Raw genomic sequence first — 19,393 nt, forward strand, 5'->3', positions numbered from 1 at the left:
AATCTTGTCCACGCCCTCTGGACATCCCTCGTGTGTGCCGCAACCATGAAGCAACTCCATACGGTATGCAATCTACAGTATGGATACTTGCTCCGAACTCCTGAACCGGACCACGTACAAAGTGAGGCGGCGAACATGACGAAGGCTCTTGAGGGCGTGCGCGTCCTGGATATGACGCACGTTCAGTCCGGCCCGTCCGCGACGCAGATCCTCGCGTGGCTCGGCGCCGACGTGGTCAAGCTGGAGGCGCCGACCGGTGACATCACGCGCAAGCAGCTGCGCGACATCCCGGACGTCGACTCCCTGTACTTCACGATGCTCAACAGCAACAAACGCAGCATCACCCTCAACACCAAGACCGAACGCGGCAAGGAGATCCTCGCCGAGCTGATCCGGACCTCCGACGTGATGGTCGAGAACTTCGGGCCGGGCGCGATCGACCGCATGGGCTTCAGCTGGGACCGCATCCGCGAGATCAACCCGCGCATCGTGTACGCGTCCATCAAGGGCTTCGGCGAAGGCCCGTACACCAACTACAAGGCGTACGAGGTCGTCGCCCAGGCCATGGGCGGGTCGATGTCGACCACCGGCTTCGAGGACGGGCCCCCGCTCGCGACCGGCGCGCAGATCGGCGACTCGGGCACCGGTATGCACGCCGTGGCGGGGATCCTCGCCGCCCTCTTCCAGCGCACCCACACCGGACGCGGGCAGCGGGTCAACGTCGCGATGCAGCACGCCGTGCTCAACCTCTGCCGGGTGAAGCTGCGAGATCAGCAGCGCCTCGCGCACGGCCCGCTCGCGGAGTTCCCGAACGAGGACTTCGGCGACGAGGTGCCGCGCTCGGGCAACGCCTCCGGCGGCGGCCAGCCGGGCTGGGCGGTCAGGTGCGCGCCGGGCGGCCCCAACGACTACGTGTACGTCATCGTGCAGCCCGTCGGCTGGAAGCCGATCAGCGAGCTCATCGGCCGGCCCGAGCTGGCCGAGGACCCCGAGTGGGCCACCCCCGAGGCCCGGCTGCCCAAGCTCGGCAAGATGTTCCAGCTCATCGAGGAGTGGACCCGCACGCTGCCCAAAATGCTGGTCCTGGAGGCGCTCAACGCCCACCACATCCCCTGCGGGCCCGTGCTGTCCACGAAGGAGATCATCGAGGACGCGTCGCTCGCCGCGAACGAGATCGTCGTCACGGTCGAGCATCCTGAGCGCGGCTCGTACGTCACGGTCGGCAACCCGCTGAAGCTGTCCGACTCCCCGGTCACGGTGGAGCGGTCGCCGCTGCTCGGCGAGCACAACGAGGAGATCTACCTCCGCGAGCTCGGCATCTCGCACGAGGAGCTGCCGCTGCTGAGGGCGCAGGGTGTGATCTGACCGACTTCCGTCCGCAGGGCGAATATCGTCCGAGCAGGTCAGATGGGGTGCCGCCCGCTTGATAGGCGGCGTTTATCACGTAGAAGTTGTTCTCTCTTTGACTGCTTCTCACGGCCTGGCCGAAGCTGATCTCTGAGCGCGAGTTCGCGAGTTCGGTGCCCGCCGCGGCGCTGGATTCGTCGTGCGCGCGCGGGGGGCGGCAGAAAGGCACAGGCCAGATCATGAGCACGCTGGAAGACCCGTCGGAAGACCGGCTGGCAGTCACTCCGCCCAAGACCTGGGCTACCGGACTGCCCGCTGTCACGCACGCGATCGAGTACTCGCTGGGCCAGACCTCGGTCCGGCGGACCGCCCTGACCCTGCTGAACATCAACCAGACCAAGGGCTTCGACTGCCCCGGCTGTGCCTGGCCGGAACCCGCGCCGGGCCACCGGGCCAAGAACGAGTACTGCGAGAACGGCGCCAAGCACATCAACGACGAGGCGACCTCACGCCGCGTCACCGCCGACTTCTTCCGCGAGCATTCGGTGTCCGAGCTGGGCCAGAAGTCCGACTACTGGCTCAACCAGCAGGGCCGGCTCACCGAACCCATGGTCAAGCGGCCCGGCTCCGACCACTACGAGCCGATCGGCTGGGACGACGCGCTCGGCCTGCTCGCCGAGGAACTGCGCCTGCTCGACTCGCCCGACGAAGCCCTCTTCTACACCTCGGGCCGGCTCAACAACGAGGCCGCCTTCCTCCTCCAGCTCTTCGCCCGGGCGTACGGCACCAACAACCTGCCCGACTGCAGCAACATGTGCCACGAGTCCAGCGGTTCCGCGCTGGGCGAGACGCTGGGCATCGGCAAGGGCAGCGTGAGCCTGGACGACATCCACCACTCCGACCTCGTCTTCGTGGTGGGCCAGAACCCGGGGACCAACCACCCGCGGATGCTCTCCGCGCTGGAGGAGACCAAGCTCAACGGCGGTCACATCGTCGCCGTGAACCCGCTTCCCGAGGCCGGCCTGATGCGGTTCAAGCACCCGCAGAAGGCCCGCGGAATCGTCGGCCGCGGCACCGCCATCGCCGACCAGTTCCTCCAGATCCGCCCCGGCGGCGACCTTGCGCTCTTCCAGGCGCTGAACCTGCTGATCCTGGAGGCGGAGGAGGCGAATCCCGGAACGGTCCTGGACCACGGATTCATCGACGTCTCCACGATCGGCTTCGAGGCGTTCGCCGCGCAGGCCCGCAAGGCGAACTGGGACGACATCCTGGAGGCCACCGGGCTCACCCGCGAGGAGATCGAGGCCGTCGGCGAGCGGGTCCTCGCCGCGGACAGCATCATCGTCTGCTGGGCGATGGGACTCACCCAGCAGAAGCACGCCGTCCCCACCATCCGTGAGGTCGTCAACTTCCTCATGCTGCGCGGCAACATCGGCAAACCCGGAGCGGGCGTCTGCCCGGTACGCGGCCACAGCAACGTGCAGGGCGACCGGACCATGGGCATCTGGGAGCGGATGCCGCAGAGCTTCCTGGACGCCCTGGAGCGCGAGTTCGCCTTCACCCCGCCCACCGCGCACGGCCTTGACTCGGTGAACGCCATCCGGGCCATGCGCGACGGCGAGGCCAAGGTCTTCGTCGGCGTCGCGGGCAACTTCATCCGGGCGACCCCCGACAGCGATGTCACCGAGCGGGCGATGCGGCGCTGCAGCCTCACCGCGCACATCTCCACCAAGCTCAACCGCTCCCACACCGTCTGCGGCGACACCGCGCTGATCCTGCCCACGCTGGGCCGCAGCGACCGGGACATCCAGGGGGGCGTCGAGCAGTTCATCACCGTCGAGGACTCCATGAGCGAGGTGCACGCCTCCCGGGGCCGCCTGCACCCGGCCTCCCCACACCTGCTCAGCGAGGTGGCGATCATCTCGCGGCTGGCCCGGCGGACCCTGGGCGAGAACCCGTCCATCCCCTGGGAGAAGTTCGAGGCGGACTACGGCACGATCCGCGAGCGGATCTCCCGGGTCGTCCCCGGCTTCGACGACTTCAGCGTCCGGGTGGACCGGCCCGGCGGCTTCCGGCTGCCCAACCCGGTGAACTCGGGCGTCTTCAACACCCCGAGCGGCAAGGCCGTCTTCACCTGCAACGACTTCGAGATGCTGAGCGCACCCGCGGGCCATCTGCTGCTCCAGACGCTGCGCTCGCACGACCAGTGGAACACCATCCCGTACGCCATGAACGACCGCTACCGGGGTATCCACAACGGCCGCCGGGTGGTCCTCGTCAACCCGGCAGACCTGGAGGCGCTCGGGCTCGCCGACCGCAGCGAGGTGGACCTGGTGAGCGTGTGGCACGACGGTGTGGAACGCCGGGCGGAGAAGTTCCGGGTGGTCGCCTATCCGACCACGCCCGGCTCGGCCGCGGCGTACTACCCCGAGACCAATGTGCTGGTGCCGCTGGACAGCGTGGCGGACATCAGCAACACCCCTACGTCGAAGGGGGTCGTTGTCCGGCTGGAGCCCGCGATGACCGCCTGAACCCTTGCACGCACCCTGGACAAGGGGCCGCAGGATTACGAATACTGGCTACTTCATACCGTATACAGGCCTGACGCAGTTTCTCCTTCTCAGGCGCTCGACCGGAGTGAGGTAGCTCAGCATGTCGACACCAGCAACCCGTCTCGCGCAGCCCACCAGTACGACTCCCGACGTCGGGACGGTCACCGACCGGCTCCTGGAAGCCAACCGCGACTACGCCGCCGGATTCGTCGACCCCGGTATGGGCGCCCGGCCGGTCCTCGGCGTCGCCGTCGTGGCGTGCATGGACGCCCGGATCGACCTGCATGCCGCGCTCGGCCTCGAGCTGGGTGACTGCCACACCGTCCGCAACGCGGGCGGTGTGGTCACCGACGACACGATCCGCTCCCTGACGATCAGTCAACGGGCCCTCGGCACCCGCAGTGTCGTCCTCATCCATCACACCGGCTGTGGGCTGCAGAGCCTGACCGAGGACTTCCGGATCGAGTTGGAGATGGAGGTCGGGCAGCGGCCTGCGTGGGCCGTCGAGTCCTTCAAGGACGTCGATCAGGACGTACGCCAGTCGATGCAGCGGGTGCGCACCTCGCCGTTCCTCCTGCACACCGACGACGTACGCGGTTTCGTCTTCGATGTGACGACCGGGCTGCTGCGCGAGATAGACCCGGGGTGATGAGCCGCTCCCGCCCCGGTCACCGGGTGGGCCGGGCGGTCACCGCCGCGATCTGCGCGCAGTAGAAGTCGGCCGTGTTCCGGGTGTGCCGGCCCATGAGGTGTTCGGCGCGCTCGGGGTCGCCGTCGGCGATGGCGCGGATGATCTGGGCGTGCTCACTCCAGGCGTCCGTGCCGCGCGGCTTGGCGATGGGCATGTAGTACCAGCGCACGCGCCGGTCGACCTGGGGGATGAGCTCCGCGAGAACCGCGTTGCGGGACAGGTGCGTGATGTGGCCGTGCAGCGCGGCGTTCGCCTCGACGATGGCGCGGGCGTCGCCTGCCGCCAGGGCGGAGAGCCCGACCTTCTGCAGCTCCCACAGATGCTCGACGTCGTGGGGCGTGGCGTGTTCCGCGGCGCCTCGCGCGGAGTGTGTCTCAAGGACGCCGCGGACGCTGAGGAGCTGGGAGCACTCCTCAGGAGTGGGGGAGTGCACGAAGGCGCCCTGTGCGGGGCGCAGATCGACCCAGCCGGTGGTGTGCAGCCGTTGCAGCGCCTCGCGTATGGGCTGGCGGCTGACGCCGAGATGGTCGGCGAGCTCGGCCTCGACGAGGTGCTGACCGGGCTTGAGGGAGCCGTTGATGATCAGCTCGGTCAGGGCGTCGTAGACGGCCTGGCGCAGCGGGGCGGGCCGGGTGATCGGGCCGCGTGCTGTCACGGTGGGTGTGTCGGGCATGGAACCCTCCCCCTCATTGGACTGCTGATCCTCATGGGACTACTGATCCACAGCCATGGAGGACTGCCGATGCACAGCCGTTGAGGACTGCTGATGCACAGCTGTTGGCTGCGGGATACTGACTTTAGTATGCAATAGCCATGTTGAGCTCCGCCTGTGACGCGGATATCGCGGAAATCACCTCCCTCGCCAATTGACCTCTCCCTACCTCTGGCGCATCTGGTCGGATGCAGAATACTGTATGCAATCACCTGCGCTGCCCAGTGGAGCCGCGCTCCCGAGGAGGGGGTCACCCCGTGTCGTACCGCACCGCTCTCTCTGAAGTCCTGAGCACCGTCATCGAGCCGGCCGCCGAGGCGACCGGAGCGAAGGTGAGATTTCCCCGCGCCTCTGTGACGGCCCTAGGCCGCGCCGGGCTGCTGGGTCTCACCGTCTCGACCGAATTCGGCGGCGGCGGGATGGGCCTGCCGGACGCCGCCGAGGTGGTGGCGCGGATCGCCGGTGTCTCCCCGGCGACCGCGGCCGTGCTCCAGTCCCACTACGCGGCGGTCGCCGTCATCGAGTCGTACGGCAGCGCCTGGCTCCGTGGCGAGGTCGCCGCCGGACGTCATCTCGGCAGCCTCGCCCTGGCCGAGGACACCCCCGGTGAACAGGGCGTGCAGGGTGAGTTCTGGGCGGCGCGCTCCACGGCCGCCCGCTCCGGTGACGTGGTCGCCCTGCGAGCCCGTAAGCACCAGGTGGTCGCGGCGGGTGAGGCGGACAGCTACGTCTGGTCCTCCCGGCCGCTCGGTGCGGCGGACGGACTGACGCTCTGGGTGGTTCCGGCGCACGCCCCGGACCTGTTCGTGCCGGCTCGACCCGACGGGGGAGGGCCGGGCGGCAGCGCCACCTCCACCGTGTTCGCCGACCCGGTGCTGGTTCCCGCCGACGCGATGCTCGGACGGGACGGCGGCGGGCTCGACATCGTGCTGCGTACGGTCCTGCCGTGGCTGCTCGAACTGCAGACGGCCGTCGGCTCCGAGGCGGTCCATCCGGCAGTGGCCGAGGTCCCGCGGCGGGCCGCTCACCGGGCGGCCGACTCACTCGCGGCGTCCTGAGGCCGGCCGTGGGGCAGCGAGTGCGGCTGCAGCGCGTCGGGTCAGTTCTGGGTGGCCCCGGCGGCGATCTGCTTGCGATAGAAGTCGGTCGTGTGTTCGGTGTGGGTGCGCATGATCTCGCTCGCGCGCTCCGCGTCTCCCTTGGCGATGGCCTTGATGAGCTGGGAGTGCTCGTTCCAGGCTTCCTTGCCGCGGGGCTGGGCGATCGGCGTGTAATACCAGCGCACCTTCTGGCCCACCAGGGAGATCAGCTCGGACAGCACGGCGTTGTCGGCGATGACGGTGACGAAGGCGTGCAGCGCGGTGTTGGCCGAGACAAGACGCTCGACGTCACCCTCGGCGAGCGCCTGGACGCCCTCCTCCTGCAGCTCCCAGAGCCGTTCGATGTCCTCGGGCTTCGCGTTCCCGGCGGCGAGCTGGGCCGAGTAGGTCTCGAGGACCGCGCGGACGCTGAGGAGCTGGGCGGCCTCCTCCTCGGTGGGGGAGTGCACGAAGGCGCCCTGGGCGGGGCGGAGGTCGACCCAGCCGTTGGTCTGGAGCCGTTGCAGAGCCTCGCGGACCGGCTGGCGGCTGACACCGAGGTGCTGGGCGAGCTCGGCCTCGACGAGGTGCTGGCCGGGCTTGAGGGAGCCGCTGACGATCAGTTCGGTCAGGGCGTCGTAGACGGCCTGACGCAGTGGCGCCGGGCGGGTGACGCGCCGGGACGCGGCGGCGTTGAGTGCCTCGCGCATGAGGGCCTGCCCCGTTCTGCCGCCGGGCCGGTGGGGCCGACAGCTTTGCCAAGTGGTGATTGCCGAGAGGGTTGCCGACGGCGCCTTCAGCATACAGGTTTTGGTATGCAAGATTGTGTCGGCTGTTCCGCGGCGGAGTATGACTGAGTTCTGTATACAGAAGCCTGTATGGGGTATTATCTCAGTCCCCTGCAGGCATCGCTATCGGCTCTTGGAGAGCGATCATGACGATCAGCGGGAGTGACGTGACGGTCGAGAACGTGGTGCGGAGAGTGGCGGCCCGTCACCGGGGCGAGCGCGGCGCGCTGCTGCCCGTACTGCACGCCGTTCAGGCCGAGTTGGGCCATGTGCCGCAGGAGGCGATACCGGTACTCGCCGACGAGTTCAACCTCTCCCGCGCGGACGTCCACGGAGTGGTGACCTTCTACCACGACTTCCGCCGCGAACCCGCCGGCCGCACCACGGTCCGGATCTGCCGCGCCGAGGCCTGCCAGTCCCTGGGCGCGAACAGCCTGGTGAGCTACGCCCGCGAGGCCGGACTGGCGCTGGGGGAGACGACGGCGGACGGCGCGGTGACCGTGGAGCAGGTCTTCTGCCTCGGCAACTGCGCTCTGGGACCGGCGGTAGAGGTGAACGGCCGACTGCACGGACGAGTGGGCCCGGCCAAGCTGGGCGCGATCCTCAACGGGGCGGTTTCCTGATGGACAACACTTCGGAACCCACAGCGAAGGTCTACGTCCCCCGCGACTCGGCCGCCAGGTCAGTCGGCGCGGACGAGGTCGCGGACGCCCTTCAACTGGCCTCTGTCGGCGGCGACTTCGACATCGAGATCGTGCGCAACGGATCGCGCGGGATGCTCTGGCTGGAGCCGCTGGTCGAGGTGGTGACCCCGCAAAGCCGCGTCGGCTACGGGCCCGTGGCCCCCGAGGACGTGGCGGGCCTCCTCGCCGCCGGCATGCTCGACGGCGCCGACCACCCGCTGCGGCTCGGCCTCGTGGACGAACTGCCCTGGCTGGCCCGCCAGAACCGCGTCACGTTCGCGAGGATCGGCGTCACCGACCCCCTGTCGACCGAGGACTATGTGGAGCACGGCGGACTCGCGGGGCTGAAAGCCGCCCTGGCGCTCGCTCCCGAGGACGTGGTCACCGAGGTCACCGACTCGGGACTGCGCGGCCGCGGCGGCGCCGGATTCCCGGCCGGCATCAAGTGGAAGACCGTGCTCGGCTGCACGGACGAGCTCAAGTTCATCTGCTGCAACGCGGACGAGGGCGACAGCGGGACCTTCGCCGACCGGATGGTCATGGAGGGCGACCCCTTCATGCTCATCGAGGGCATGACGATCGCCGCCCACGCGGTCGGCGCGAGCGAGGGCTACCTCTACATCCGCTCGGAGTACCCCGACGCGGTGGCCACGATGCGCGCGGCGATCGGCATCGCCCGCGAGCACGGCTGGCTCGGCAAGGGCATCCTCGGCTCCTCGCTCGACTTCGACCTGCATGTCCGGGTCGGCGCCGGCGCGTACATCTGCGGCGAGGAGACCTCCATGCTGGAAAGCCTGGAGGGCAAGCGCGGCACGGTCCGCGCCAAGCCGCCGATCCCCGCCATCGAGGGCCTGTTCGGCAAACCGACCGTGGTGAACAACGTCCTCACCCTGGCCACCGTCCCCGTCGTGCTCGCGGACGGCGCGAAGGCCTACCAGGAACTCGGCGTCGAACGCTCCCGCGGCACCCAGGTGTTCCAGCTCGGCGGCAACATCGCGCACGGCGGCATCGTGGAGACCGCGTTCGGCGTCACGCTGCGCGAACTCGTCGAGGACTACGGCGGCGGCACGTTCTCCGGGCGCCCGGTGCGCACGGTCCAGGTCGGCGGCCCGCTCGGCGCCTATCTGCCGACGACGATGTTCGACCTGCCGATGGACTACGAGGCGTTCGCCGCGGCCGGCGCCATGGTCGGCCACGGCGGACTCGTGGTGTTCGACGACAGCGTCGACATGGCCGCCCAGGCGCGCTTCGCGATGGAGTTCTGCGCCGAGGAGTCCTGCGGCAAGTGCACCCCGTGCCGGGTCGGTTCGGTACGCGGGGTCGAGGTGATCGACAAGATCGTGGCCGGTGAACACCGGGACGAGAACCTGGCGTTGCTCGAGGATCTGTGCGACCTGATGACCGACGGCTCGCTCTGCGCGATGGGCGGCCTGACGCCGATGCCCGTACGCAGCGCCATCACCCATTTCCCTGACGACTTCCTCGGCGGCCGTCGCAGCCTGGAGATCCACCCCGTGACTGCGACCGGCTTGAGGACGGAGGGCACGGCATGACACTGCTCAAGGAACCCGACTTCGGCACCCCGGAGAGGCCCGGCGAGGCGACCGTCTCGGTGGAGGTCGACGGGATGCCGGTGACCGTCCCGGAGGGCACGTCGGTGATGCGCGCCGCCGCCCAGGCCGGGATCGAGATACCCAAGCTGTGTGCCACCGACAGCCTTGAGCCGTTCGGCTCGTGCCGGCTCTGTGTGGTGGAGATCGACGGCCGGCGCGGTACCCCGGCGTCCTGCACCACGCCGTGCGCCGACGGCATGCAGGTGAGGACGCAGACGCCGAAGGTGGAGAAACTCCGCCAGGGCGTCATGGAGCTCTACATCTCCGACCATCCGCTGGACTGTCTGACCTGCCCGGCCAACGGTGACTGCGAGTTGCAGGACATGGCGGGCGTGGTCGGGCTGCGGCAGGTGCGGTACGGCTACGAGGGCGAGAACCACCTCGACGCCGAGAAGGACACCTCCAACCCGTACTTCGACTTCGACCCCTCCAAGTGCATCGCCTGTTCCCGCTGTGTGCGGGCCTGCGGCGAGGTGCAGGGCACGTTCGCGCTGACCATCGAGGGGCGCGGCTTCGAGTCGAAGGTCTCGGCGGGCGCCGGCGAGACCTTCATGGACTCCGAGTGCGTCTCCTGCGGGGCCTGCGTGCAGGCCTGCCCGACGTCGACGCTCCAGGAGAAGTCGGTCGTCGAACTCGGCATGCCGACCCGATCGGTGATCACCACCTGCGCCTACTGCGGTGTCGGCTGCTCCTTCAAGGCCGAGCTGCGCGGCGACGAGCTGGTGCGGATGGTGCCCCACAAGGACGGCGGCGCCAACGAGGGCCACTCCTGCGTGAAGGGCCGCTTCGCCTTCGGCTACGCCTCACACCCCGACCGGCAGCTCAAGCCCATGGTCCGCGAGAAGATCACCGACCCGTGGCGCGAGGTCGAATGGGAAGAGGCCATCGGCACGGTCGCCACCAAGATGCGCGAACTCCAGGGCCGTTACGGGCCGAGTTCGATCGGCGCCATCTCCTCCTCGCGCTGCACCAACGAAGAGGTCTACGTCGTACAGAAGATGGTGCGCGCGGCCTTCGGCAACAACAACATCGACACCTGCGCCCGGGTCTGCCACTCCCCGACGGGATACGGACTCAAGCAGACCTTCGGTGAGTCGGCCGGCACCCAGGACTTCCGCTCGGTCGCCGAGGCCGACGTCATCATGGTGATCGGGGCCAACCCCACCGACGGGCACCCGGTGTTCGCCTCCCGGATGAAGCGCCGGCTGCGCGAGGGCGCCGAGCTGATCGTGGTCGACCCGCGCCGTATCGACCTGGTGCGCTCGCCGCACATCGAGGCCGCGCACCACCTCCAGCTCAAGCCGAGCACGAACGTCGCGGTCGTCAACGCCATGGCGCACGTCGTGGTCACCGAGGGCCTCGCCGACCTGGCCTTCGTGGCGCAGCGCTGCGAAGGGTTCGCCGAGTGGGCCGAGTTCGTCGCCCGTCCGGAGAACAGCCCGGAGGCCACCGAGGAGGTCAGCGGCGTACCGTCCGAGGAACTGCGGGCCGCCGCCCGGCTGTACGCGGCGGCACCCAACGGGGCCATCTACTACGGCCTCGGCGTCACCGAGCACAGCCAGGGCTCGACGATGGTCATGGGAATGGCCAACCTCGCGATGGCGTGCGGCAACATCGGCCGTGACGGTGTCGGGGTGAACCCGCTGCGCGGTCAGAACAACGTGCAGGGCGCGTGCGACATGGGTTCGTTCCCGCACGAGCTGCCCGGCTATCGGCACGTCTCCGACGACGCCGTACGTGAGGTGTTCGACAAGCTCTGGGGCGGCACACTCCTGTCCGAGCCCGGACTCCGGATTCCGAACATGTTCGACGCCGCGATCGACGGCACCTTCCGGGGTCTGTTCGTGCACGGCGAGGACATCGCCCAGTCCGACCCGAACCTCAAGCACGTCACCTCCGCGCTCGAAGCGATGGAACTCGTCGTCGTACAGGACCTGTTCCTCAACGAGACGTCCAAGTTCGCGCACGTCTTCCTGCCCGGCGCGTCCTTCCTGGAGAAGGACGGCACGTTCACCAACGCCGAGCGCCGGATCAACCGGGTGCGCGCGGTGATGAAGCCGAAGACGGGCAAGCACGAGTGGCAGATCATCAGCGAGATCGCCACCGCGATGGGCTACGCGATGTCGTACGACCACCCGAGCCAGATCATGGACGAGATCGCCACGGTCATGCCGACCTTCACGGGTGTCTCTTTCGAGGTCCTCGACAAGCTCGGCAGCGTCCAGTGGCCGTGCAACGAGTCCGCGCCGGAGGGCACGCCGGTCATGCACGTCGACGAATTCGTGCGCGGCAAGGGCAAGTTCGTGGTCACCAGCTATGTGGCGACGAACGAGCGCAGCACCCGGCGCTTCCCGCTGGTCCTCACCACGGGCCGCATCCTCAGCCAGTACAACGTGGGCGCACAGACCCGCCGTACCGGCAATGTGGCCTGGCATCCCGAGGACATCCTGGAGCTGCACCCGCACGACGCCGAGACCCGCGGCATCAGGGACGGCGACCTCGTCACCCTGGCCAGCCGGGTCGGGCAGACGACGCTGCACGCGGAGATCTCCGATCGGATGCCGGCGGGCGTCGTCTACACCACGTTCCACCATCCGGTGACCGGCGCCAACGTGGTCACCACCGAGAACTCCGACTGGGCGACCAACTGCCCGGAGTACAAGGTGACCGCCGTACAGGTCGGCCTCGCGCATCCACTCGCGCAGAGCGACACGGAGGTCGTCGAGGACGACCACCGAGCAGAGGACGACCACCAACTCGTCACGGTGGTGGACTGAGATGGCGGGCGCAGTGCCGCCGGAGTCGCGGATGGCCAACGACATCGCGGCGAACCACGTCCACCTGCCGAGCGAGGTGGCTGCCGAGGCGATCGCGGGGCACATGGGCAGGTTCTGGGACCCGCGCATGCGCAACCGGCTGTACGAGTTCGTCGACGCCGGAGCGGATGGGCTGGACCCGTTGGTGGTCGCCGCAGTACGGCTGATGCGGTGACCGGCGGGGCGCACCGGTGCACGGGGCTGGTGCGGCCCGCCGGTCCTGGGTGGTCGGGTGCGGTGCGGTCTGCCGGTCCTGGGTGGTCGGGTGCCGTGTGGCCTGTCGGCCGCGGGCACTTGCATGCTGGTCGGCCGGTGCGGCTCGCCGGTCCCGGGCCGTCAGGCGGTGGTGTCAGCCGCCGATCGCCGACATCGGGCGCTGGGGCTGGAGGAAGGACGGGTCGTCGAGGCCGGAGCCTGCCTTCTTGCCCCGCATCGCGGCGCGCCAGCTGTCGGCGATCTCCCGGTCCGGCGCACCGGAACGCAGCACTGCACGCAGGTCGGTCTCCTCGCGGGCGAACAGACAGTCGCGGACCTGCCCGTCGGCGGTGAGCCGGGTGCGGTCGCAGGCGCGGCAGAACGGCCGGGTGACGGAGGCGATCACGCCCACCCGGGCGGGCCCGCCGTCGACCAGCCAGCGCTCGGCGGGCGCGGAGCCGCGTACCGCAGAGGGCTCGGGGGAGAGGGCGAAACGGGTCGCGAGCCGTTCGATGATCTCGGCGGCGGTGACCATGTTCTCGCGCTGCCAGCCGTGCTGGGCGTCGAGCGGCATCTGCTCGATGAACCGCAGCTCGTAGCCGTGGCGCAGGGCCCAGTCGAGCAGGTCGGCGGCCTCGCCGTCGTTGACGCCGCGCAGGAGGACCGTGTTGACCTTGACCGGGGTGAGGCCCGCGTCGTGGGCGGCGGTGAGGCCCGCGACGACGTCGTGGTGCCTGTCGCGGCGGGTGAGGGTGCGGAAGACCTCCGGGTCCAGGGTGTCGAGGGAGACGTTGACCCGGTCGAGCCCGGCGGTGCGCAGCGCCTCGGCGGTGCGGGCAAGGCCGATGCCGTTGGTGGTGAGGGAGAGCCTGGGGCGCGGGTCCAGGGCGGCGCAGCGTTCCACGATGCCCACCAGGCCAGGGCGGAGCAGGGGCTCGCCGCCGGTGAAGCGCACCTCGGTGACGCCCAGTTCCGTCACCGCGATCGAGACCATACGCACGATCTCGTCGTCCGTGAGCAGCTCGGGCTTGGGCAGCCACCGCAGGCCCTCTTCCGGCATGCAGTACGTGCACCGCAGATTGCAGCGGTCGGTCAGTGAGACCCGCAGATCGGTGGCGATCCGGCCGTACGTATCGATCAGCACGAGCTGTCCCCCTTCGCTTGGACCAACACGGGCTTCGCTTCGACCCACACGAGCCGCCCCTCTCGCTCTGCGTGCACGAGTCTGTACATCCCTTGAGGATACTGCATACAGTATTCATCATATTCCCCGCTGAGAGGAGCCACCATGAAAATCGCAGTCCTCGGAGCAGGTGCCATCGGCGCCTATGTCGGAGCGGCACTGCACCGTGGTGGCGCCGAGGTCCACCTCATCGCCCGAGGTGAGCATCTGAAGGCGATACGGGCCCACGGGGTCCGGGTGAACAGCCCGCGCGGCGACTTCGTGGCACGGCCGCACGCCACCGACGACCCGGCGGAGGTCGGCGCCGTGGACTACGTGTTCCTGGGGCTGAAGGCGCACTCGTACCCGTCCAGCGGATCGCTCATCGCCCCGCTGCTCGGCGAAGAAACCGCGGTGGTGGCCGGCCAGAACGGCGTTCCGTGGTGGTACTTCCACAAACTCGCCGGCCCCTACGAAGGCCGGCGTATCGAGGCGGTCGACCCCGGCGGCGCCACCAGCCGGGTGCTGCCGCCAGAGCGGGCCATCGGCTGCGTGGTCTATCCCGCCACGGTCATCGAGTCCCCCGGCGTCATCCGGCACCTGGAGGGCACCAGGTTTTCGATCGGCGAGCCGGCGGGCGGGGTCTCCGAGCGCTGTACGGCTCTGAGTGAGGCCATGGTGGCGGGCGGGCTGAAGAGCCCGGTGGAACCGAACCTGCGCGACGACATCTGGATCAAGCTCATGGGCAATGTCGCCTTCAACCCGATCAGCGCGCTCACCCGGGCGACGATGGCCGACATCTGCGGGCACCCGCCGACCCGGCGACTGGTCACGCTGCTGATGGAGGAGACCCTCGACATCGCCTCCAGGGTCGGCAGTACGCCCGACATCTCGATCGAGAAGCGGCTGCGCGGCGCCGAAGGGGTGGGGCACCACAAGACCTCGATGCTCCAGGACCTGGAGGCCGGCAAGCAGCTGGAGCTCGACGCCATCGTGACCGCGGTGGTGGAGATGGCCGACATCTCGGGTGCCGAGGCGCCCACACTGCGCGCGGTCCACGCCGCGACCGACCTGCTGGCACGGACCGGACAGTCAGCGTGATCGCTCAGCCTGGGTAGGGTGGAGTGATCACATGGCACCAGCGAGGAGTCGTTCATGCTGTTTCGTCAGCTGGAGTACTTCGTAGCGGTGGCCAGGGAAAGGCACTTCGCCCGGGCAGCGGAATCCTGCTACGTCTCGCAGCCCGCGCTCTCCGCGGCGATCGCCAAGCTGGAGCGCGAGCTGAACGTCACGCTGATCAACCGCGGGCACAACTACCAGGGCCTCACCCCGGAGGGCGAACGGCTCGTCGTCTGGGCCAAGCGCATCCTGGCCGAGCAGGACGCGTTCAAGGCCGAGGTGGCCGCCGTACAGTCCGGCATCACCGGGACGCTGCGCCTGGGCACCGACCCCACCGCGTCGACGACCCTGGCGCTTCCCGTGGCCGCGTTCTGCGCGGCGCACCCGCTGGCCAAGGTGCAGGTGCGCTCCCGGCTGTCGACGAAGGAACTGCACCGCCAGCTGCGCGACTACGAGCTGGACGTGGCGATCGCCCACTTCGACCCCGGCGACCAGGAGGGCCTCCAGGTCGTCCCCCTGTACCAGGAGCGGTACATGTTGCTGATCTCCGCCGATCAGCTGACCTCGGGGACCACCTCCACCATGAGCTGGGCGGAAGCGGCGCAGCTGCCGCTCGCGCTGCTGACGCCCGACATGCGGATCCGCCAGATCATCGACAACGTGTTCGCGGACAAGGGGTTCGTGGTGACCCCGCAGGTGGAGACGGACTCGATCGCCTCCCTCTACGCGCACGTGGGCGGCGGCGAGTGGGCGAGCATCGTGCCCCACGCGTGGCTGCGCGCGATGCCGGTGATCGGCCGGACGAGAGCGCTGCACCTGGTCGACCCGGAGGCCGGGGCGCAGGTCTCGGTGGCGATCCACGCGGCGACCCCCGGGTCGGTCGCCGCCCGCGCGTTCGTCAACGCGGCGACGGGGCTCGCGCTGGACGACTTCTTCAACCAGCCGTTGCCCGCCGAGCACCGCGTGCGCTGAACCGGGGCCTCACTGCCCGTACTTGGCCTCCACCGCCAGTCGGTCGAGCGCTCCCTTCGCGGTGTGCGGCAGCGCGGCGACGAGTTCGAGCTTGTCGGGCACCTCGAAGGCCGCCAGCCGGTCCCGGGCGTACCGCAGGATCTGCTCGGAACCGATGCTCTCTCCCTCGCGTACGACTACGGCCGCACCGACCCGCTGCCCGTAGACCGCGTCGGGGACGGCGAACACGGCCGCCTCGACGACCCCGGGGCAACCGGCGATGATGTCCTCGACATGCTCGGGCGAGATCTTCTCGCCGCCCCGGTTGATGAGGTTCTTGATCCGCCCGGTGAGGGACAGGTACCCGTCCTTGTCCAGCACGCCCAGGTCACCGGTGCGCAGCCAGCCGTCGGTGAAGCTGCGCGCCGTCTCGCCCGGATTGCCGAGGTAGCCGCGGGTGACGGTCGGACCCTGCACCCACACCTCGCCCTCGGTGCCGACCGGACACGTACGCCCGAGCGAGTCGACGACACGGAGGTCCACTCCGGTGGGCAGGCCGACCGACCCCTGCTTCAGCGGCCCGCGCGTCGGCAGCGGTTCGCTGGTGGCCTGGTGCGTGGACTCGGTCATCCCGTACGCGGACAGCAGCGGCGCTCCGAACGTGCGCTCCAGTGCCCGCTGCGTCGCGGTGTTGAGGGGCGCGCTGCAACTGCGGACGAACTTCAGCGGTGGCGTCTGCGGACCCGGGTACTCGGTCCCCGCCCGGTCCAGGAGGATTTCGTGGATGGTCGGGACGGCGGTGAACCAGGTGGCGCCGGCGGCCCGCATGTCGTCCCAGAACGTGTGCGCCGAGAACCGTCCCCGCTCCGGCAGGAGTACGCATCCGCCGCTGGCCAGTGTGGCCAGCAGTGCCGCGAACAGGCCGTGGCCGTGGAAGAAGGGCATCACCGCGACCGTCGCGTCGCCCGGCCCCAACTCGTAGGTGGCGCAGATGCCCCGCACGGACGCGGCCACGTTGGCGTGCGTCAGCGGCACCATCTTGGCGCGGGCGGTGGTGCCGGCGGTGAACAGGACGAGGGCGTCCTGGCCCGAGAGTTCGCCGGCTGCGCCCCGGACCTCCCGTACGGCAGGCGCGCTCGTGTCCAGGGCGACGGTCGCCGTACCGGCACGGGAGGCGATGACACGCAGCGGCCAGGTCGGCACCGCGACCTGGGCCGCCGTGGCGTCGTTCACGGAAGGACCGAGCAGAAGAGCCTGGGCGCCCAGTGCATCGAGCCGGTCGGACAGCTGCGCCGCGGGCAGCGTCGGGTCCAGCGGAGCGAGCACCAGACCGGCCCGCGCCGCACCGAGGAGCGCGACGACGAACTCGGCGTTGTTGGCGCAGATCAACCCGATCGCGTCGCCGCGCCGCAGCCCGGTGGCGCCGAGCCGGGCCGCCACGTCGTCGGCCAGCGCGGCGAGGGCGCGGTAGGACAGGTGCACCCGGTCCTCGGTGACGACCAGGGCCCGGGCGTGCGGACGCTCGCGGACGTGCCGGTCGAGGAGGTCGACGAGGCCCGTGACCGAGGGTGGCCCGTACCGGTCCGCGTCGCACACGGATGCCGTCGCCGGAACGGCCATGACCCCACCTCCCGCGCCACGTCTGATGAACCAGTCCACTGCGAGCCTGCGGCGGTGTGCGGTGTGCGTCCAATACGCACTGGCGAACGGCCGATAGCAGGTGTCTATCAAGAGCCTGCCCGCCAGGTCAGATGGCTGCCACCGGCCATCGATAGATGCTGTTTATCAGCTGGTCGTCGATGGGTCTTGGACGCGCGGAGCCCAGGTCAGGATGGTGAGATGAGTAGCCGCACTGGCAGGACCTGCCCAAGGAGGACCTCGGATCATGACCGCCCCCTCGACACTGGAGACAGCGGCGACCGCCGACGTTCCGACGGAGCTCACCGACGGGTACCACCTGGTCGTCGACGCTCTCAAGATGAACGACGTGGACACCATCTATGGGGTGGTCGGCATCCCGATCACCGACCTGGCCCGCCTCGCGCAGGCGCAGGGCATCCGTTACATAGGCTTTCGCCACGAGAGCAACGCGGGACACGCTGCCGCGGCAGCCGGTTACCTCACGAAGAAGCCGGGCGTGGCGCTGACGGTGTCCGCACCGGGCTTCCTCAACGGGCTGGTCGCGCTGGCGAACGCCACCACGAACTGTTTCCCGATGGTCCAGATATCCGGCTCCAGCGAGCGCCACCTCGTCGACCTGAAGCAGGGCGACTACGAGGAGATGGACCAGCTCGCCGCGGCGCAGCCGTTCGTGAAGGCCGCGTACCGGGTGAGCCGGGTCGAGGACATCGGCCGCGGCATCGCCCGCGCTCTGCGCACCGCGATCTCCGGGCGTCCCGGCGGTGTCTACCTCGACATTCCCGCCGCGGTGCTCGGCTCCATCATGGACGCGGAGGCCGGTGCCAAGACGCTGAGCCGTCTCGTCGACCCGGCGCCGCGGCAGCTGCCCGCGCCCGAGGCGGTGGACCGGGCGATCGAGCTGCTGGCGGGGGCACAGCGGCCGCTGATCATGCTCGGCAAGGGTGCCGCGTACGCGCAGGCCGACGACAAGGTCCGCGAGTTCGTCGAGTCCACCGGTATTCCCTACGTACCGATGTCGATGGCCAAGGGCCTGCTGCCGGACAACCACCCGCAGTCGGCGGCCACCGCCCGTTCGCTGGCGCTGAAGAAGGCCGACGTCGTCGTGCTGGTCGGCGCCCGCCTCAACTGGCTGATGAACCACGGCGAGGCACCGAGTTGGAACCCTGACGCGAAGTTCATCCAGATCGACATCGAGCCCAAGGAGCTGGACAGCAACCAGCCCATCGCGGCCCCGCTCGTGGGTGACATCGAGTCCGTGCTCGACGCGATCGCGGAGCGGACCAAGCCCGGCCAGATCGCCGCCCCCATCGCCTGGCGGGAGGAGCTGGCGGCACGCTCGGCGCAGAACGTCGCCAAGATGGCAGAGCGCCTCAAGGCCGACCCGCACCCGATGCAGTTCATGGGCGCGCTCAAGGCGGTCCGCGACATCATCGTCGAGCGCCCGGAGACGTACCTCGTCAACGAGGGCGCCAACGCGCTGGACATCGCGCGCAACGTGATCGACATGCACGTACCCCGCCACCGCCTCGACAGCGGTACCTGGGGCGTCATGGGTATCGGCATGGGCTACGCGATCGCCGCCGCCGTCGAGAGCGGCCAGCCGGTCGTGGCCGTGGAGGGCGACAGCGCCTTCGGGTTCAGCGGCATGGAGCTGGAGACGATCTGCCGCTACAAGCTGCCCGTGGTCACCGTGATCATGAACAACGGCGGCGTCTACCGCGGCGACGACGTCAACCCGCTCGACGACGCCCCGTCGCCGACCACCCTGATGCTCTCGGCACGCCACGACCTGATGATCGAGGCGTTCGGCGGCAAGGGCTACCGCGCGACCACGCCCGCCGAGGTCACCGCCGCCCTCACGGAGGCGCTGGCGCTGGGTGGCCCCGCGCTCATCGACTGCGTGATCGACCCCTCGGCAGGCACCGAGAGCGGCCACATCGCGCACCTCAACCCGAAGGGCATCACGGTCGGCAACATCACGCCGAAGAAGAAGTGAGCCGCCCCTCCACCCCTTTGCCACGGAGCGCCTCGGCCCCGAGCACTC

General features: G+C 69.5%; 15 protein-coding genes. 11 read left to right on the forward strand and 4 right to left on the reverse strand.

Annotated elements, in window-relative coordinates; genetic code table 11:
- Positions 1-135 precede the first annotated feature (135 nt).
- The 3 genes from frc to ACFYPC_RS05490 all read left to right on the forward strand — a co-directional run bounded on the left by frc (position 136) and on the right by ACFYPC_RS05490 (position 4,548).
- Positions 136-1,365, forward strand: coding sequence for a formyl-CoA transferase (gene frc / locus ACFYPC_RS05480; protein WP_388671142.1), 1,230 nt, complete (start codon positions 136-138; stop codon positions 1,363-1,365).
- A gap of 221 nt (positions 1,366-1,586) precedes the next feature.
- Positions 1,587-3,878, forward strand: coding sequence for an FdhF/YdeP family oxidoreductase (locus ACFYPC_RS05485; protein ID WP_388671144.1), 2,292 nt, complete (start codon positions 1,587-1,589; stop codon positions 3,876-3,878).
- A gap of 121 nt (positions 3,879-3,999) precedes the next feature.
- On the forward strand, positions 4,000-4,548 hold the full coding sequence (locus tag ACFYPC_RS05490; protein ID WP_388671145.1) for a beta-class carbonic anhydrase: 549 nt from the start codon (positions 4,000-4,002) through the stop codon (positions 4,546-4,548).
- Between the two features lie 19 nt (positions 4,549-4,567).
- Here the strand turns inward: ACFYPC_RS05490 and ACFYPC_RS05495 are convergent, their stop codons facing one another.
- Positions 4,568-5,263 carry a GntR family transcriptional regulator gene (locus ACFYPC_RS05495; protein WP_388671147.1) on the reverse strand — a complete coding sequence of 232 codons (696 nt, stop codon included), beginning with the start codon at positions 5,261-5,263 and terminating at the stop codon, positions 4,568-4,570.
- A 296-nt stretch (positions 5,264-5,559) separates the two neighbouring features.
- Between ACFYPC_RS05495 and ACFYPC_RS05500 the strand changes: the two genes are divergently transcribed.
- Positions 5,560-6,360 (forward strand): acyl-CoA dehydrogenase family protein, encoded by an 801-nt coding sequence (locus ACFYPC_RS05500; RefSeq protein WP_388671150.1) that lies wholly within the window; start codon positions 5,560-5,562, stop codon positions 6,358-6,360.
- Between the two features lie 41 nt (positions 6,361-6,401).
- Here the strand turns inward: ACFYPC_RS05500 and ACFYPC_RS05505 are convergent, their stop codons facing one another.
- Positions 6,402-7,091 carry a GntR family transcriptional regulator gene (locus tag ACFYPC_RS05505; protein WP_388671153.1) on the reverse strand — a complete coding sequence of 230 codons (690 nt, stop codon included), beginning with the start codon at positions 7,089-7,091 and terminating at the stop codon, positions 6,402-6,404.
- Positions 7,092-7,315: 224 nt separating this feature from the next.
- On the opposite strand from ACFYPC_RS05505, the gene ACFYPC_RS05510 reads away from it, so the two are divergent.
- Genes ACFYPC_RS05510 through ACFYPC_RS05525 form a run of 4 tightly spaced genes read left to right on the forward strand, consistent with a single transcriptional unit; the run spans position 7,316 to position 12,456 of the window.
- The gene (locus ACFYPC_RS05510; RefSeq protein WP_388671156.1) at positions 7,316-7,792 is read left to right on the forward strand and encodes an NAD(P)H-dependent oxidoreductase subunit E; all 477 of its coding nucleotides are present in this window, start codon (positions 7,316-7,318) and stop codon (positions 7,790-7,792) included.
- Positions 7,792-9,405: a formate dehydrogenase beta subunit gene (locus ACFYPC_RS05515; protein WP_388671159.1), complete on the forward strand. Its 1,614-nt coding sequence runs from the start codon at positions 7,792-7,794 to the stop codon at positions 9,403-9,405. The genes ACFYPC_RS05510 and ACFYPC_RS05515 overlap by 1 nt, the downstream gene beginning before the upstream one ends.
- A complete protein-coding gene (gene fdhF, locus ACFYPC_RS05520; protein ID WP_388671162.1) occupies positions 9,402-12,242 on the forward strand; it encodes a formate dehydrogenase subunit alpha in 2,841 nt (946 codons plus the stop codon). The genes ACFYPC_RS05515 and fdhF overlap by 4 nt, the downstream gene beginning before the upstream one ends.
- A gap of 1 nt (position 12,243) precedes the next feature.
- A complete protein-coding gene (locus ACFYPC_RS05525) occupies positions 12,244-12,456 on the forward strand; it encodes a formate dehydrogenase subunit delta (RefSeq protein WP_388671165.1) in 213 nt (70 codons plus the stop codon).
- A 174-nt stretch (positions 12,457-12,630) separates the two neighbouring features.
- Here ACFYPC_RS05525 and moaA read toward each other — a convergent pair whose 3' ends face one another.
- Complete coding sequence (moaA, locus tag ACFYPC_RS05530; protein WP_388671168.1) at positions 12,631-13,620, reverse strand: GTP 3',8-cyclase MoaA; 990 nt, start codon at positions 13,618-13,620, stop codon at positions 12,631-12,633.
- A 144-nt stretch (positions 13,621-13,764) separates the two neighbouring features.
- Between moaA and ACFYPC_RS05535 the strand changes: the two genes are divergently transcribed.
- Positions 13,765-14,739, forward strand: a complete 975-nt coding sequence (locus ACFYPC_RS05535) for a 2-dehydropantoate 2-reductase (protein WP_388671171.1) — start codon at positions 13,765-13,767, stop codon at positions 14,737-14,739.
- A 54-nt stretch (positions 14,740-14,793) separates the two neighbouring features.
- The gene (locus tag ACFYPC_RS05540) at positions 14,794-15,729 is read left to right on the forward strand and encodes a LysR family transcriptional regulator (RefSeq protein ID WP_388671174.1); all 936 of its coding nucleotides are present in this window, start codon (positions 14,794-14,796) and stop codon (positions 15,727-15,729) included.
- Positions 15,730-15,738: 9 nt separating this feature from the next.
- Here ACFYPC_RS05540 and ACFYPC_RS05545 read toward each other — a convergent pair whose 3' ends face one another.
- Positions 15,739-17,328 carry a FadD7 family fatty acid--CoA ligase gene (locus ACFYPC_RS05545; RefSeq protein WP_388671177.1) on the reverse strand — a complete coding sequence of 530 codons (1,590 nt, stop codon included), beginning with the start codon at positions 17,326-17,328 and terminating at the stop codon, positions 15,739-15,741.
- Positions 17,329-17,593: 265 nt separating this feature from the next.
- Here ACFYPC_RS05545 and oxc point away from each other — a divergent pair, with 265 nt between their 5' ends.
- The gene (gene oxc, locus ACFYPC_RS05550; RefSeq protein WP_388671180.1) at positions 17,594-19,345 is read left to right on the forward strand and encodes an oxalyl-CoA decarboxylase; all 1,752 of its coding nucleotides are present in this window, start codon (positions 17,594-17,596) and stop codon (positions 19,343-19,345) included.
- The last annotated feature ends 48 nt before the right edge of the window (positions 19,346-19,393 follow it).

Source organism: Streptomyces sp. NPDC005808 (assembly GCF_042871385.1).
Classification (GTDB): Bacteria; Actinomycetota; Actinomycetes; order Streptomycetales; family Streptomycetaceae; genus Streptomyces.